We start from the raw sequence: 15,602 nt of genomic DNA on the forward strand, positions 1-15,602 counted from the left end.
AAAAAAGAGTTGCGTTTCCGCAACTCTTTTTTATTTTAGTGATCTAATTCAATGAGTAAGTCACCCGTTTGAATTGCATCTCCATCGTTAACATATACTTTTTTCACTTTACCATTAAACGGCGCTTGAACTGTCGTTTCCATTTTCATCGCTTCTGTAATTGCCATAGAATCGCCTTTTTTCACTTCATCGCCTTCTTTTACAACTACTTTAATAACCGTTCCTGGCATTGTTGCGCTAATGTGGTTTGGATTTTCACGGTTTCCTTTCACACGTTGTGCAACTGTCGCTTTCACACTTTCGTCTTTCACAACAATCTCACGTGGTTGACCGTTAAACTCCAAGTAAAGCACACGATTTCCATCCGGCTGAGGCTCTCCAATTGATACTAGTTTAACCATCAATGTTTTACCTTGTTCAATTTCCACATCGATTTCTTCACCAAGTCTCATACCATAGAAGAATGTCGGTGTATCAAGCACAGATACATTTCCATAAATCTCAGCAACTTTTTCGTAATCCATAAATACTTTTGGATATAATGCATATGCAACTACATCAAACATCGTCACTTCGCGTCCAAGTTTATGGAATAGCTCTTCTTTTAACGCGTCGAAATCTACTGGTTCTAATAATTCACCTGGTCTTACTGTTAATGGTTCTTTCCCTTTTAAAATAATTTCTTGTAACTTTTTCGGGAAACCACCATATGGTTGTCCTAAATCTCCAGAGAACATTTCAACAACAGATCCTGGGAAGTCCATAGAATGTCCACGCTCTAAAACATCTTGTTCTGTTAAGTGATTTTGAACCATGAATAATGCCATATCACCAACAACTTTAGATGATGGTGTTACTTTAACAATATCACCAAACATGTCATTCACACGGCGGTACATTACTTTCACTTCATCGAAACGATCGCCTAAGCCAACCGCTTTCGCTTGTTGTTGTAAATTACTATACTGTCCGCCTGGCATTTCGTGCATATATACCTCTGTATGAGGAGCATTCATACCACTTTCAAACGGTGCGTAGTATTTACGTACATCTTCCCAGTAATGAGATAATTTTTCTAATGAATCTATATTAACATCTGGCTGTCTTTCGTTTCCACCTAACGCATAGTATAGCGTGTTCGCACTTGGTTGTGACGTTTGACCAGCCATAGAACTTACTGCTACATCGACAATGTCAACACCTGCTTCAATTGCCTTCGTATACGTTAATATACCATTTCCACTCGTATCGTGTGTGTGCAGGTGAATCGGAATCGATACCGTCTCTTTTAATGCTGAAACTAAATCATATGCTGCATTTGGTTTTAGTAAGCCCGCCATATCTTTAATACCTAAAATGTGAGCTCCTGATGCTTCTAATTCTTTTGCTAAATTTTTATAGTAATTTAAATCATATTTACTACGCAGTGGATCATGAATATCCCCTGTGTAACACATCGTTGCTTCTGCAATTTTACCAGTATCTCGTACAGCATCAATCGCAACTCTCATACCTTCTACCCAGTTTAAGCTATCAAAAATACGGAACACATCAATTCCAGCTTGGGCAGAACACTCCACAAACTTTTGAATTAAATTATCCGGATAGTTTTTGTAACCAACCGCGTTTGAAGAACGAAGTAACATTTGGAATAAAACATTTGGCATTTTTTCACGAAGATCTAGTAATCGTTCCCACGGATCTTCTTTTAAGAAACGATATGCAACATCAAACGTTGCACCGCCCCACATTTCTGCTGAGAATAAGTTCGGTAACATTCTCGCTGTCGGCTCTGCAATTTGGTGTAAATCTTTTGTGCGAATACGCGTTGCAAGTAATGACTGATGCGCATCACGGAATGTTGTATCCGTTAAAAGGACACGTTTTTGATCTTGTACCCATTTTACTAATCCGTCTGCTCCACGCTCATCCAAAATTTGTTTCGTTCCATTTTGGATTGGCTCTGAGTGTAATACATTCGGTATACGAGCATCTGGGAAAATTGGTTTCTCTTTTTTCCCTACTCCCGGGAAACCATTTACTGTTACTGTCCCGATGTAATTTAACATTTTCGTTCCGCGGTCTTTACGTTTCGGGAACAAGAATAGTTCAGGTGACGCATCAATAAATGAAGTGTCATATTCCCCTGATAAGAAGTTTTTATGTTTTACTACATTCTCTAGGAATGGAATATTCGTTTTAATACCACGGATACGGAATTCTTTTAAGTTACGTTCCATTTTTGCAGCAGCTTGTTCAAAAGTAAGCGCCCATGTTGTAACTTTTACGAGTAAAGAATCATAGTACGGTGTAATAACAGCACCTTGGAAACTATTACCTGTATCAAGACGAACCCCAAATCCACCACCTGATCGATATGCCATAATTTTTCCTGTATCCGGCATGAAATTATTTAGTGGATCCTCAGTCGTTACACGAGATTGTATTGCAAATCCATGTACAACAACTTCCTCTTGCTTTGGAACACCTACCATTTTACTATGTAATGCATGTCCATCAGCTATTAAAATTTGTGATTGAACGATATCGACTCCTGTAATCATTTCTGTAATTGTATGTTCTACTTGAACACGCGGATTCACTTCAATGAAATAGAAATTATCATCTTTTACAAGAAATTCAACTGTTCCTGCGTTTAAATAATTTACATTTTTCGTTAATTTCACAGCAGCATCACAAATACGCTGACGCAAATCATCTGAAAGCGACACACTAGGTGCAATTTCTACTACTTTTTGATGACGACGTTGTACAGAACAGTCTCGCTCGTATAAATGAACAACATTACCCTCTTCATCTGCTAAAATTTGAACTTCTATATGTTTAGGTTTTTCAACGAATTTTTCTACGTATACTTCATCATTACCAAAGGCTGCTTTTGCTTCTGACTTTGCTCGATTATACGATTCTCTTAATTCTTCACTAGTACGTACAATACGCATACCACGACCGCCCCCGCCAAGGGAAGCTTTAATAATAATCGGGTAATCATACTTTTTAGCAAATTTTTCGACTTCTTCTAATGAATCTACTGGCCCATCACTACCAGGAATAACTGGAATTTGTGCTAGCTGCGCTTGTGTTCTTGCTTTTACTTTATCTCCAAACATATCTAAATGCTTACTTTTGGGACCGATAAAGATAATCCCTTCTTCTTCACAACGTTTTGCGAATTGAATATTTTCTGACAAGAAACCATATCCAGGGTGGATTGCATCTACATGATTACTTTTCGCAATCTCAATAATGCCCTCAATATCTAGATAAGCATCAATTGGCTTTTTTCCTTCCCCAACTAAATAGGATTCATCGGCTTTATAACGATGATAAGAACCACTATCCTCTTTAGAATAGATTGCAACTGTTTTTAATCCCAGTTCCGAACAAGCTCGAAACACACGAATTGCAATCTCTCCACGGTTAGCTACCAATACTTTTTGAATACGTTGCAGCTTTGTCATGATTTTCCCCCTCTACTTTCCTACCACTCTAGAGATAAAATATATACACACCATAAAGAGCGTGAAGTTCTTCACTTTCCACATTATATTATACTTAGAAAGCTTCACTTTATTTTTATCCATCATACCTTATTTTTTAACAAATGATAAGTTTTCTGAGCAATTTGTCTCACAAAAATAGTATAGCATACCTCTTCCTTTTCTAACAACTTAATTGTATATCACTTTTTCATTAATGTGATATACAATTTACCTGAAAGATAAATTAATACATCATTTTTAAAACTACTTAAAAATAAAAAACACATCATGCTCTAAAGCACAATGTGTTTTATTTTACAACTACAAGATGTGGTCCACCTTGTTCTCTTTCTTTAACTGTCTCGTTCTGTTGTTTCTCTTGTCGTTTTACATGACTAGCAATATTGAGTAATATCCCCATCGCGAGTAGATTAGCTAATAAGGAACTCCCGCCATAACTAACAAACGGTAAAGGAACTCCTGTAAGTGGTATTAATCCAGACATACCACCAACATTAACAAATGTTTGGACTCCAAACAAACTTGCAATTCCGATAGCTATTAAACTTCCAAATGGATCTTTACACTTTTGTGCAACTCTAAAGGCCCGAATAATTATAAGTAATAAACAGATTAAAATAATAGCCACACCTATAAAACCAAGTTCTTCAGATATAATTGCCATTATAAAATCCGTTTGTGGTTCTGGTAAGTAACCATACTTTTGTACACTATTTCCTAATCCTCTACCATTTAGCCCTCCCGAAGCAATTCCAATAAACGAATTTATTAATTGAAATCCATCCTTTTGCGGATCGCTAAATGGATCAAGAAAAACAGAAAACCGTGCTTTTTGGTACTGACTTAATTTATAACTCCCAAGAAAATACAACGCCGGAGCCCATACTATAGATGTTAACAAGAATCTCTTTATCCATAAATTCACATTAACTCCTGAACAAAGAAACATAATTCCTACTGTTCCCGCAATTAACATATCGGTACCTAAGTCATTTTGCTTTAAAATTAAAAACATGATTAAACCAACACCTAAAAGTACTGGTCCTGATCCTTTAAAAACAGACGTATTCGTTTCTTGCCTTTTCGCAAAGAAATGGGCCAATACGAGAATAACTGTTATCTTAACAAATTCCGCAGGCTGTATTCCAAATATCCATCCATTTGCACCATTTACCGCTTTAGCAAAGAAGGCAGCTGCTGCTAATAATGCTACACTAATTCCATAACTCCCCAATAAAAAGATTCGTTTTCTCCACACTTTATATGGGATAATAACAAGAATTATTAATACTATTGTCCCAGCAGCTAAAGTAATTAATTGTCTTTTAAAAAAGAAATTTGCTGGTTTATCAAACCTCGAAATCGCAACAATGGAACTAGAACTATATACCATTATAACTCCCAGCACACATAAGATAACAAGAGGAAGTAATAATGAATAATCCATTGATTTCCATACTCTTTTCATTTCATTTCCTCTCTCTGTTTCAATTTAATTATTGTTGTATTCCATATGTACATTGATTCTTCCTGCTTTATTATACAAATAAAAAGCTCAAACTTTTTCAGTTTGAGCCCCCTTATTTGAACCCGTTATTGTTGTTTGTTTGTAAATGCTTCATGAAGTGCAGATAACTCACGTTCAAGCTCTCCTAACATTGCTTTCCCTTGTTCTTCTGCAATAAGACCAAGGCGAACTGCAAAATCGACTTCGCGGGATAGTCCAAACATTTGTGTGTCTAACACTTCTTCATATAATGGACATTGCGGCATTGTAAGATGGTCCATTTGCACCTTAATAAGTCTTAAAATCTTCTCCGCATCCGCTTGTAGAAGGGCTAGTGCCTTTTCCTGATGATTTGATACTGTCTCAGACGCCAAATTGATTCCCTCCGTTTCCGTCCTACTCTCTCCTATCTATTAATATTAGCGATAGTTTTAATAAATTGCAATAGAAACATTTTTTGTGACAATAGTGTCTAATACTATTATACTGAAAAGTGGGAGTATAACACAAATGGGGGAACAACAATGAGCGAAATTTTATTTATTAATGGAAAAGTTCGTTTTCCAATCACTATCGATCCAACCGTTTGGATCTTTGATGATCGAAAAGTAGATTTGACAACTTACTTTGATGAAACGAGAGAAAACACTTCAGAACTAGAAGCTTATTTAAAAAACACTTCGGAACATTGGGATCGCGAAATCCGTGATGGTGCTGCTTTCCCGCCGATACAACAAAGTGTAAAGAAATTTAAAAAAGAACAGCTAATTACTGGAACGTTCGGTATACCATTTCAACCTTTTCTTGCTAATGCCGAAATTTCAGATGACGCTACGCAAGTCGAGATCGAAACAATAGATGATACAATAACGCTTCCATTAGAAACTGTCAAACATGCTATTCTTGGTTTTTCAAAAGAAGGAAAACCATTAAAAGAAGACGGACCTGTTCATTTATATTACAATGATGGATCTAATAGACAAAATCCAATCCGTAACATCCGTAAATTTACAATTATTTAAAGAAAAGGAGTGAGCTTTTGCTCACTCCTTTTTATAGTAAATCTGCGGCTAGTTGAGCTAAATTAGATCGCTCCCCTTTAACAAACTTTACATGACCACTAATACGTTGCTCTTTAAACTTCTCTACAACGTATGTTAAACCGTTATTATATTCATCCAAATACGGATGATCAATTTGCTGAGGATCTCCCATTAATACGATTTTACTTTTTTCTCCTACCCTCGTTAGTATCGTTTTCACTTCATGCTTCGTTAAATTTTGTGCTTCGTCAATTATAATGAATTGATCTGGAATACTTCTCCCGCGTATATACGTAAGAGCTTCTACTTCTATCGAACCCATTCCAGCTAAAATAGCATCTAACTCTCCTGGTTTTTTCGTATTAAATAAATACTCTAGATTATCAAAAATCGGTTGCATCCACGGTCTTAACTTTTCTTCTTTTTCTCCCGGTAAATAACCGATATCTTTCCCAACTGGAACAATTGGCCGTGCAACGAGTAGTTTTTTATATAACCCTAAATCTTCCGTTTGCATGAGCCCCGAAGCTAAAGCTAGTAATGTCTTTCCTGTACCAGCTTTCCCTGTTAGCGTAACTAGTGGAATATCTTCACGAAGCAACAATTCTAACCCCATAATTTGCTGCACATTTCGTGGTCGTATTCCCCATACTTGTTCATTGGGAAAAATAAGTTTCTTTACCTTCTTACCTAAATGATCCACAATACCTAGTGCTGAACTAGATCCACCTAACGCATCTTTCATTACTACAAACTGATTTGGATAAAAAGGATGATTTGCAATTTCGGATAAAGGCAATTCGCCTTTTTCATAAAAATAATCCAATTGTTCTTTTGATATATATCCTTCTAAAAATCCTGAATATATATTTTCCACTTCAATAACCCGATCACTTAAATAATCTTCCGCCTTTAAACCTATTGCATCTGCTTTTACCCTTACGAGCACGTCTTTACTTACTAAAATAACAGACTTCCCGTCCTCTTTTTCTTGTTCTTCTAACGATAGATTTTTTGCTACAGCTAAAATTCGATTATCATTTGTTTTTTCTACAAAAATATCTTGTAGTTGGACAAACGAACGATGATTTAATTCAATACGAAATGTACCGCCGTTTTCTAGCGGAATACTTTCATGCAGTTTTCCTATTTCACGAAATTTGTCTATTAACTTAGATACATAACGAGCGTTTCTTCCTACTTCATCCATATAACGTTTTTTCGAATCAACCTCTTCTAATACAACTGCTGGAATCACTACTTCATTGGTTTCAAATGAAAAAATAGATAAAGGATCCTGCAAAAGTACATTCGTATCTAACACATAAATTTTATCCAACCTGTTACCCCCTGACTCCACTTTTAAATTTGTAGAACAAGGGTTTCATCCATAAAATATGGACGAACCATTGTTATAATTATATGTACCGTATAAACGAGGTAGAATCGAAATTTATAGCCATTAAACCTTTTATTTATTTTTTATTCATTTCTATTCAATATATTACTTTTAATTATAATTATTAACATAAAATCACAATAAGTGATTACAAAAGTTAATAACTGACTTTCTTATTTATCACATTTATAATTCTTTCATTCCTGTTAACACTTGGTTATCGAGCTTTTTAGCTGCACGAAGATCATACGTTTTTTCATATGTTGGCTCAATTGCAAGTTTTGCACCATAAAACATAACATCACGTACTTCTTGTACATTTACTTCTATTACAGTTAATTTTAGAGGAATGCCTTCCATTCTATCAGTCAAAATTTCACCTGCACCACTTATGGAAAATACGGATTCATTCGCCATTATAGTCAATACCACTCCAGTACTATGTCTTATATTTTCCACAATACGTGAACGTTGATCTACTGCAAATCGAATACTAGTTTTACTCACTGCATACACCCAAGAAATAGCACTTACGTTAGGAACTTGTTTTTCAAAATCTGTTGTTGCTACCATAACAATACACTCTTTACGTAACGTTTGTACTAAATCATCTGTTAATGTGGGCTCTACTACATTCGCCATATTTCCACCTCCAAATATACTTCATATATCCTTATCATAACCTATTTTTTGAATTGCGAAAATATTATTTTTTCCCACTATTATTCAAAAACATTACACTTCCATGATATACTTATACTGATAGAATTCGTATTGAGGTGACGAAATGAGAGTCAAATGTATGATTTGTGATAAAAAAGATATGTTAGATGATGAAAATCCTATGGCAAAAAAGCTGCGTAATCGCCCTATTCATACATATATGTGCATGGAATGTTCGGAACGAATTGCTGAACGTACGATGGAACGTCATGCAAGTGGTAATTTCCGATTATATCGTGATAAAAAAGTCGAAGACGATTGGTAAAATATAAATAAGTCCTTTATCAATATGATAAAGGACTTATTTATATTTTTCAGGTTCGCGATTCATTTGATCCAAAAAACAATCAATAGCTTCTAATGGAAACCTTGCAGATTTTCTTTCTCCATTTATTTCATATGTAACTAAATACATTTCCTCGTTCTTCTTAACTTCCACATTTCTCAATTTATGTTCTTCATATATCATATTTTGAAATAACAAATACGTTTCTTTTGCAGCACTATCATCCGGACGTGCTTCGGCAACTGTTTTAATTGTTAACCAATTATATAACGCATCTTGTACGGAACGCATAAAACTCCCCCTCATCCTGCTTTTTGTTGTCTTGCTTGACGTAATCGCAACCTATAAATCCCAAGTACAATTGCTGCTACAACAAGCCCCTCTCCAACAGGTAAAAAAACTGCAAAGAAAGTTAACACTGTACACCCAATCGCTAACGATATATATATCACTATATTTTTTATTATAGATAGTTTTCTTGCAAAACCTAAATTATACACAAGTGCACTTAATATAATAATGACGCCATACAGTAACCACATCCCTAGCTCTGGATTTTCATCAACTTTACATAACTTCGCAAAAAACGACATTCTTTCTAACACCATTTATCCCCCTTCCTCATAAATCAAACCATTTTTCTTTATGTACTTAATACAAGAGTAACCTGTGAAAAAAATACTGTCCACAAAAAGAGTAAATATTCTAAAAAATAAACGTAAAAAAACAGCTACCTTAATTAAAGGTAGCTGTTTTACTATTTTACGCTTCTACAGATTTCTTTTTCTTAGCAGCTCTTTCACGTTCGCTCTTATCAAGAATCTTTTTACGTAAACGAATTGATTCTGGAGTTACTTCACAGAACTCGTCATCGTTTAAGTACTCTAATGATTCTTCTAAAGTCATTAAGCGTGGTTTTTTCATTGTTGAAGTTTGATCTTTCGTCGCAGAACGAATGTTAGTTTGTTGTTTCATTTTCACAACGTTAACTGTTAAGTCATTCTCACGAGTGTGTTCTCCGACAATCATACCAGCATATACTTCTGTACCTGGTTCAACGAAGATTACACCACGATCTTCAACTTGCATAATACCGTATTGTGATGCTTTTCCTGTTTCAAGTGAAACTAGAACACCTTGACGACGTCCACCAACTTGTCCAGCGTGTACTGGTTGGTAGCAATCGAATGTATGGTTTAAAATACCGTAACCACGAGTTAATGTTAAGAATTCTGTTGTGTAACCAATTAAACCACGTGCTGGAACCATGAAAGTAAGGCGAACTTGACCGTTTCCGTTATTCACCATATCTAACATTTCACCTTTACGAGCACCCATAGATTCCATAATAGAACCCGTGTATTCTTCAGGTACATCGATTTGTACACGCTCTACAGGCTCACATCTTACGCCATCAACTTCTTTAATAATTACTTCTGGCTTAGATACTTGTAGTTCATAACCTTCACGACGCATGTTTTCAATTAAGATAGATAAATGTAGTTCCCCACGTCCAGATACGATCCATGCATCAGGAGACTCTGTATTATCTACACGTAAACTTACATCTGTTTCTAATTGTGAACGAAGACGCTCTTCAATTTTACGAGATGTAATGTATTTACCTTCACGACCTGCAAATGGACTGTTATTTACAAGGAACGTCATTTGTAGTGTTGGCTCATCAATACGTAATAATGGTAATGCATCTTGATGTTCAACTGGACATACTGTTTCACCAACGTTAATGTCTTCCATACCAGAAACAGCTACTAAGTCTCCAGCTTTTGCTTCTTCAATTTCTTGACGTTTTAATCCCATGTAACCAAATAATTTTGTTACGCGGAATTGTTTTACGCTTCCGTCTACTTTCATTAAAGCAACTTGTTGTCCAACCTTCATTGTACCGCGGAATACGCGTCCAACTCCAATACGTCCAACATAGTCGTTGTAATCAAGAAGTGCTACTTGGAATTGAAGTGGCTCTTCGCTGTTATCAATTGGTGCAGGAATATGTTCAATAATTGTATCAAATAATGATTTCATATTCTCTTCTTGATTTGCTGGGTTTGAATCTAAGCTTGCTGTTCCGTTCATTGCTGATGCAAATACAACTGGGAACTCTAATTGATCTTCGTTTGCACCAAGTTCGATGAATAAGTCGATTACTTCATCAACTACTTCATCAGGGCGAGCGAAGTCACGGTCAATTTTATTTACTACTACGATTGGAGTTAAGTTTTGCTCAAGGGCTTTCTTTAAAACAAATCGTGTTTGTGGCATACAACCTTCATATGCATCAACAACAAGTAAAACACCATCAACCATTTTCATAATACGTTCTACTTCTCCACCGAAGTCAGCGTGACCTGGTGTATCTAAAATGTTAATTCTTTTATCTTCATAGTGAATCGCAGTATTTTTCGCTAAAATTGTAATACCGCGCTCTCTTTCTAGATCATTTGAATCCATTGCGCGCTCTTCAACGTGTTCGTTCGCACGGAAAGTCCCCGCTTGACGTAATAACTGGTCAACAAGTGTTGTTTTACCATGGTCAACGTGGGCAATAATTGCTATATTACGTAAATCTTGTCGTTTTTTCAACATGTCCAACTCCTAATGTCTTTTTAATCCTTCTCTATTATAAGAGCGAAGGGGATACAATAGCAATTAAAATAAAATCAAGAATGAAAATATAGTTGTATTCTTACTTTTGTGAAAGTAAAATGAGATTGGAGGGTGAAGAAATGGAACACATTCAATATCGCTTTTTATTAACTGCAATTATCGGTGTTATTTTCTTAATTGGTATCGGCATTATGATTGCTGAAAATAGTCCAATCGGTATTATTATTTGCATTATCGGCACATTTGTTACAGTTGGATACGGTTTTGTAACAAAGAGAAAAATGCGTAAATCGCAATAACGTCAAAAAGTAAGAAGCCTGTATACAGCCTCTTACTTTTTTTGTTACTTGGATATAAACGATAACACTTCTTCATACACCCCTGGCTTCGCAACTAATACGCTACTCTTCTCTACGATAGAAAGTGGCGCTCCGGAGAATGTTGTTACCTTGCCTCCAACTTCCTCTACAATTATCTGTCCCCCACCAAAGTCCCATGGTGATAATCTAGGTGTTACATATGCATCGATTCTTCCAGTTGCAACGTATACCATCTCTAATGCTGCACAGCCATATGATCTCGTGCCTCTTGCTTTCTTAACAAGTGCCATCATACTTTCCATATTAAGCAATGGATTGTCGGTAAGCCATATCGCATTTAAAGCTACAATACCTTGCTCTACAGTACCTTTTTCTAATAAAGGTATCGGTACTTCATTACAAAATGCTCCAGCCCCTTTTAACGCATGATATAATTCATCATGAACTGGATCATAAATAAGTCCAATCTTTCCGATACCGTTCTCATAAATTCCAATTGAAATTGCAAAATTTCTTTTTTGGTGAACAAAGTTCATCGTGCCGTCAATTGGATCAATTAACCAAACAACCCCGTCAGAAGAAGTTACCTCGTCTCCATAGCCCTCTTCACCTAAAATATGATGATGTGGGAATGTTTCTTTAATTTTCCCAATTAAAAACTGTTCTATTTCTCGGTCCATATTTGTTACTAAATCAGCTGCATTTGATTTTGTTTCTATAATAAGTGCTTTTTTCATTGATGCCATTAAATGCTCTCCCGCATCCCGAATCCACTGTTTGGCGTGTGCATCGATGTCTTTCCATACTTCTTGCATGTTTAAACACTCCGATCTATACTGTTCACAGAAAAAACGAACCCTTTATAAGGTTCGCACCAACTAATTTTTTATACATATACTATTATTACGCTTCTAAACGAATCATTTCAAGTCTTAACACTTCTAACTTTTGTACACACTCTTCTTTTTTCTGTTTATCATCTTCCATCATCGCATCATATAAAGTTGCTAATTCATAATCTAGCTCCAAACGTAGCACCGGTATTCTCTTTTCAGCATCTGTTCTCTTTAACGCATTAATCACCTGTCTCATATTATTTGCCTCCTCCCAATATTCGTCTGCCCTCGGACTAGAATTAATTCAATTTTCTGATTTTTTGTTTTATACTATACTATGTTGGATAAATCATCTATGCAACAAAATTATATTTTTTTATTTAAATTTTTTTGTGCTGTTTTTTTTATGAATAGTACAAGCTATGCTAAAATAAAAGCAAAATAGGAGTTGGAGGAACAATCATGACACTACAAACATTCAAATCAACTGATTTTGAGGTCTTTACAGTTGATGGTCTCGAAGAACGAATGAGTGCAATTAAAACGAACATTCATCCTAAGCTAGAAGCTTTAGGGGAACAGTTTGCAGCGTATTTATCCAAACAAACTGATGAGAACTTTTTTTATCATGTAGCAAAACACGCACGTCGCAAAGTCAATCCACCAAACGATACTTGGGTTGCTTTTTCAACAAATAAGCGCGGATATAAAATGCTACCACATTTCCAAATAGGATTATGGGGTACTCATGCCTTCATATACTTTGGTTTAATCTATGAGTGTCCACAAAAAGTGGAGACGGCTCACGCCTTCTTAGAACATATAAATGATTTAAAAACAAATATTCCAAATGACTTCGTTTGGTCCATTGACCATACTAAACCAAGTGTAAAATTACATAAAACACTTGAAACAAATGATTTACAAAAGATGATTGAACGTCTAGCTACTGTAAAAAAAGCAGAATTATTAGTTGGTATTCATATATCACCAGAGGAGTTTTCAGCAATGACCAACGAACAATTCCTTGCTAAGATTGAATCTACGATGCAATCACTCCTTCCTTTATATGCACTTTGTAATCGATAGTAGAAAACGGACAATTTATATTGTCCGTTTTTAGTTGTTATCACATTATATCACTTCAGTTTTTATTTTTCAAAATATTTTTTACATTTTCACAAGCTTTTCTTCTTCAATTTCTTTAGCCTTCTGAATCGCACGGTATATAGAATATCCACTTACTTCTTGAAACTCTTTATCAATTTTCTTTTCTTCTGCTTTCGATGGAACAATCTCTTTAAAACGACGATATAAACCCATTAATTCTTCTCTTACAATTCCTTTTTCATATGCTTTCTCAATCGCTTCATAAAACTTCACAATTGTAACCATTTCCTCATTTGACCAATCATAATCTAACGGATATTGATATTCCATTTCGCACCTCATTTATCATTTCTTCTTATTTCAATACGCTATCTTAAAGTGATTTTTTCTACTTCACTATAGTCACTTTGCATTATACACTATTTATTCATTTTAATGGAATTGCCTTCCACTAGAAGTTAGTAGGCAGCTACTATTTAACATACTCACCGTAAAAATATTTTTTGCTATACATCTATAATTATTGGTGATATAATGCTTTTGTTTTATAGGAAATAAAGTGAAGCTCCCATCTCAAAAAAGCTTTTGTGAATGGCAGAAAAACAAGTCTCATTCTAAAAAAGAACTTAACTTTTTTAGAACAAGATTATATAAAACAAACTCTAATAAATATAAAAAAAAGAAGGGGTGTATAGATTGTCCCAATACGAAACACCATTGTTTACCGCTTTAGTTGAGCACAGTAAGCGAAATCCAATTCAATTCCATATTCCAGGTCATAAAAAAGGGCAAGGCATGGATCCTGAATTTCGCGAATTTATTGGGCATAATGCATTAGCAATTGATTTAATTAACATTGCGCCGCTCGATGATTTACATCATCCAAAAGGTATGATTAAAGAAGCACAAGATTTAGCAGCCGCTGCATTTGGTGCGGATCATACTTTCTTTTCTATTCAAGGTACAAGTGGCGCAATAATGACAATGGTGATGAGCGTTTGCGGTCCTGGTGACAAAATACTAGTGCCACGAAACGTGCATAAATCAGTAATGTCAGCTATTATTTTCTCAGGTGCAAAACCTATTTTCATGCATCCTGAAATCGATCCAAAACTTGGTATTTCACATGGAATCACAATCCAATCTGTCAAAAAAGCACTTGAAGAGCACTCAGATGCGAAAGGCTTACTTGTTATTAATCCAACATACTTTGGCTTTGCTGCGGACTTAGAACAGATTGTACAATTAGCACATTCTTACGATATCCCTGTACTCGTTGATGAGGCTCATGGTGTTCATATTCATTTTCACGATGAACTGCCGATGTCAGCGATGCAAGCCGGTGCAGATATGGCAGCAACGAGTGTTCACAAATTAGGTGGATCTTTAACGCAAAGTTCTATTCTTAATGTAAAAGAAGGCCTTGTGAACGTAAAACATGTTCAATCTATTATTAGCATGCTTACGACTACATCAACGTCTTACATCTTGTTAGCCTCCCTAGATGTTGCTAGAAAACGTCTTGCTACAGAAGGAAAGGCGCTCATAGAACAAACAATACAATTAGCGGAACAAGTTCGTAATGCTATAAATGATATTGAACATCTTTACTGTCCAGGGAAAGAAATGCTAGGTACGGATGCTACTTTTAACTATGATCCTACAAAGATAATTGTATCTGTAAAAGATTTAGGTATTACAGGCCATCAGGCTGAAGTATGGCTTAGAGAGCAATATAACATTGAAGTAGAACTCTCAGATTTATACAACATACTATGTCTTGTCACTTTTGGGGATACAGAAAGTGAGACGAATACACTTATTGCGGCATTACAAGATTTATCAGCAACATTTAAAAATAAAGCTGATAAAGGTGTTCAAGTGCAAGTAGAAATTCCAGAAATACCTGTGTTAGCACTTTCTCCTCGAGATGCTTTTTATTCGGAAACAGAAGTCATCCCATTTGAAAATGCAGCAGGTCGTATTATAGCTGATTTCGTTATGGTTTATCCGCCAGGGATTCCAATCTTTACTCCGGGGGAAATTATTACACAAGACAACTTAGAGTATATTCGTAAAAACTTAGAAGCAGGTTTACCTGTACAAGGTCCTGAAGATATGACATTACAAACATTACGCGTGATCAAAGAGTACAAGCCTATCAGTTGATAGGCTTTTTTTTCACCCTTTTTCCCTTTTCTCATACGATATTATGTAATGTAACGT

General features: G+C 35.5%; 16 protein-coding genes. 5 read left to right on the forward strand and 11 right to left on the reverse strand.

What is annotated here, in order from left to right; translation table 11 throughout:
- Window positions 1-35: 35 nt before the first annotated feature.
- From pyc to ACTFNE_RS01210, 3 genes are all read right to left on the reverse strand, one after another.
- Complete coding sequence (pyc, locus tag ACTFNE_RS01200) at window positions 36-3,482, reverse strand: pyruvate carboxylase (RefSeq protein ID WP_270705445.1); 3,447 nt, start codon at window positions 3,480-3,482, stop codon at window positions 36-38.
- 331 nt (window positions 3,483-3,813) lie between these two features.
- On the reverse strand, window positions 3,814-4,992 hold the full coding sequence (locus ACTFNE_RS01205) for an FtsW/RodA/SpoVE family cell cycle protein (RefSeq protein ID WP_000832767.1): 1,179 nt from the start codon (window positions 4,990-4,992) through the stop codon (window positions 3,814-3,816).
- Between the two features lie 125 nt (window positions 4,993-5,117).
- On the reverse strand, window positions 5,118-5,405 hold the full coding sequence (locus ACTFNE_RS01210) for a YlaN family protein (protein ID WP_000135695.1): 288 nt from the start codon (window positions 5,403-5,405) through the stop codon (window positions 5,118-5,120).
- Between the two features lie 150 nt (window positions 5,406-5,555).
- On the opposite strand from ACTFNE_RS01210, the gene ACTFNE_RS01215 reads away from it, so the two are divergent.
- Window positions 5,556-6,053 carry a hypothetical protein gene (locus tag ACTFNE_RS01215; protein ID WP_046197920.1) on the forward strand — a complete coding sequence of 166 codons (498 nt, stop codon included), beginning with the start codon at window positions 5,556-5,558 and terminating at the stop codon, window positions 6,051-6,053.
- A 31-nt stretch (window positions 6,054-6,084) separates the two neighbouring features.
- Here the strand turns inward: ACTFNE_RS01215 and ACTFNE_RS01220 are convergent, their stop codons facing one another.
- Both ACTFNE_RS01220 and ACTFNE_RS01225 read right to left on the reverse strand, forming a co-directional pair.
- A complete protein-coding gene (locus tag ACTFNE_RS01220) occupies window positions 6,085-7,413 on the reverse strand; it encodes a PhoH family protein (RefSeq protein ID WP_000358084.1) in 1,329 nt (442 codons plus the stop codon).
- 246 nt (window positions 7,414-7,659) lie between these two features.
- Window positions 7,660-8,115, reverse strand: a complete 456-nt coding sequence (locus ACTFNE_RS01225; RefSeq protein WP_046197919.1) for a pyridoxamine 5'-phosphate oxidase family protein — start codon at window positions 8,113-8,115, stop codon at window positions 7,660-7,662.
- A gap of 145 nt (window positions 8,116-8,260) precedes the next feature.
- Here ACTFNE_RS01225 and ACTFNE_RS01230 point away from each other — a divergent pair, with 145 nt between their 5' ends.
- Complete coding sequence (locus tag ACTFNE_RS01230; protein ID WP_001995040.1) at window positions 8,261-8,461, forward strand: YlaI family protein; 201 nt, start codon at window positions 8,261-8,263, stop codon at window positions 8,459-8,461.
- A gap of 36 nt (window positions 8,462-8,497) precedes the next feature.
- On the opposite strand, the gene ACTFNE_RS01235 is transcribed toward ACTFNE_RS01230, so the two are convergent.
- From ACTFNE_RS01235 to typA, 3 genes are all read right to left on the reverse strand, one after another.
- Window positions 8,498-8,773 carry a hypothetical protein gene (locus tag ACTFNE_RS01235; protein ID WP_001258148.1) on the reverse strand — a complete coding sequence of 92 codons (276 nt, stop codon included), beginning with the start codon at window positions 8,771-8,773 and terminating at the stop codon, window positions 8,498-8,500.
- An 11-nt stretch (window positions 8,774-8,784) separates the two neighbouring features.
- Complete coding sequence (locus ACTFNE_RS01240) at window positions 8,785-9,087, reverse strand: YlaH-like family protein (protein ID WP_000893666.1); 303 nt, start codon at window positions 9,085-9,087, stop codon at window positions 8,785-8,787.
- Between the two features lie 157 nt (window positions 9,088-9,244).
- Window positions 9,245-11,089 (reverse strand): translational GTPase TypA, encoded by a 1,845-nt coding sequence (typA, locus tag ACTFNE_RS01245; protein ID WP_000914763.1) that lies wholly within the window; start codon window positions 11,087-11,089, stop codon window positions 9,245-9,247.
- A 140-nt stretch (window positions 11,090-11,229) separates the two neighbouring features.
- Between typA and ACTFNE_RS01250 the strand changes: the two genes are divergently transcribed.
- Entirely contained in the window at window positions 11,230-11,409 is a 180-nt protein-coding gene (locus ACTFNE_RS01250) for a DUF5325 family protein (RefSeq protein WP_000400127.1), read from the forward strand.
- A gap of 44 nt (window positions 11,410-11,453) precedes the next feature.
- Here the strand turns inward: ACTFNE_RS01250 and ACTFNE_RS01255 are convergent, their stop codons facing one another.
- On the reverse strand, window positions 11,454-12,245 hold the full coding sequence (locus tag ACTFNE_RS01255; RefSeq protein ID WP_001158693.1) for an inositol monophosphatase family protein: 792 nt from the start codon (window positions 12,243-12,245) through the stop codon (window positions 11,454-11,456).
- A gap of 88 nt (window positions 12,246-12,333) precedes the next feature.
- Window positions 12,334-12,522: a hypothetical protein gene (locus ACTFNE_RS01260; RefSeq protein WP_001250164.1), complete on the reverse strand. Its 189-nt coding sequence runs from the start codon at window positions 12,520-12,522 to the stop codon at window positions 12,334-12,336.
- Between the two features lie 206 nt (window positions 12,523-12,728).
- Here ACTFNE_RS01260 and ACTFNE_RS01265 point away from each other — a divergent pair, with 206 nt between their 5' ends.
- On the forward strand, window positions 12,729-13,355 hold the full coding sequence (locus tag ACTFNE_RS01265) for a YktB family protein (protein WP_000175082.1): 627 nt from the start codon (window positions 12,729-12,731) through the stop codon (window positions 13,353-13,355).
- Between the two features lie 81 nt (window positions 13,356-13,436).
- Here ACTFNE_RS01265 and ACTFNE_RS01270 read toward each other — a convergent pair whose 3' ends face one another.
- Window positions 13,437-13,706 (reverse strand): UPF0223 family protein, encoded by a 270-nt coding sequence (locus tag ACTFNE_RS01270; protein ID WP_000456556.1) that lies wholly within the window; start codon window positions 13,704-13,706, stop codon window positions 13,437-13,439.
- A 366-nt stretch (window positions 13,707-14,072) separates the two neighbouring features.
- On the opposite strand from ACTFNE_RS01270, the gene speA reads away from it, so the two are divergent.
- Window positions 14,073-15,545 (forward strand): arginine decarboxylase, encoded by a 1,473-nt coding sequence (gene speA, locus ACTFNE_RS01275; protein WP_000084882.1) that lies wholly within the window; start codon window positions 14,073-14,075, stop codon window positions 15,543-15,545.
- Window positions 15,546-15,602 lie beyond the last annotated feature (57 nt).

This window comes from Bacillus cereus group sp. MYBKT111-2 (genome assembly GCF_051915205.1).
Classification (GTDB): Bacteria; Bacillota; Bacilli; order Bacillales; family Bacillaceae_G; genus Bacillus_A; species Bacillus_A paranthracis.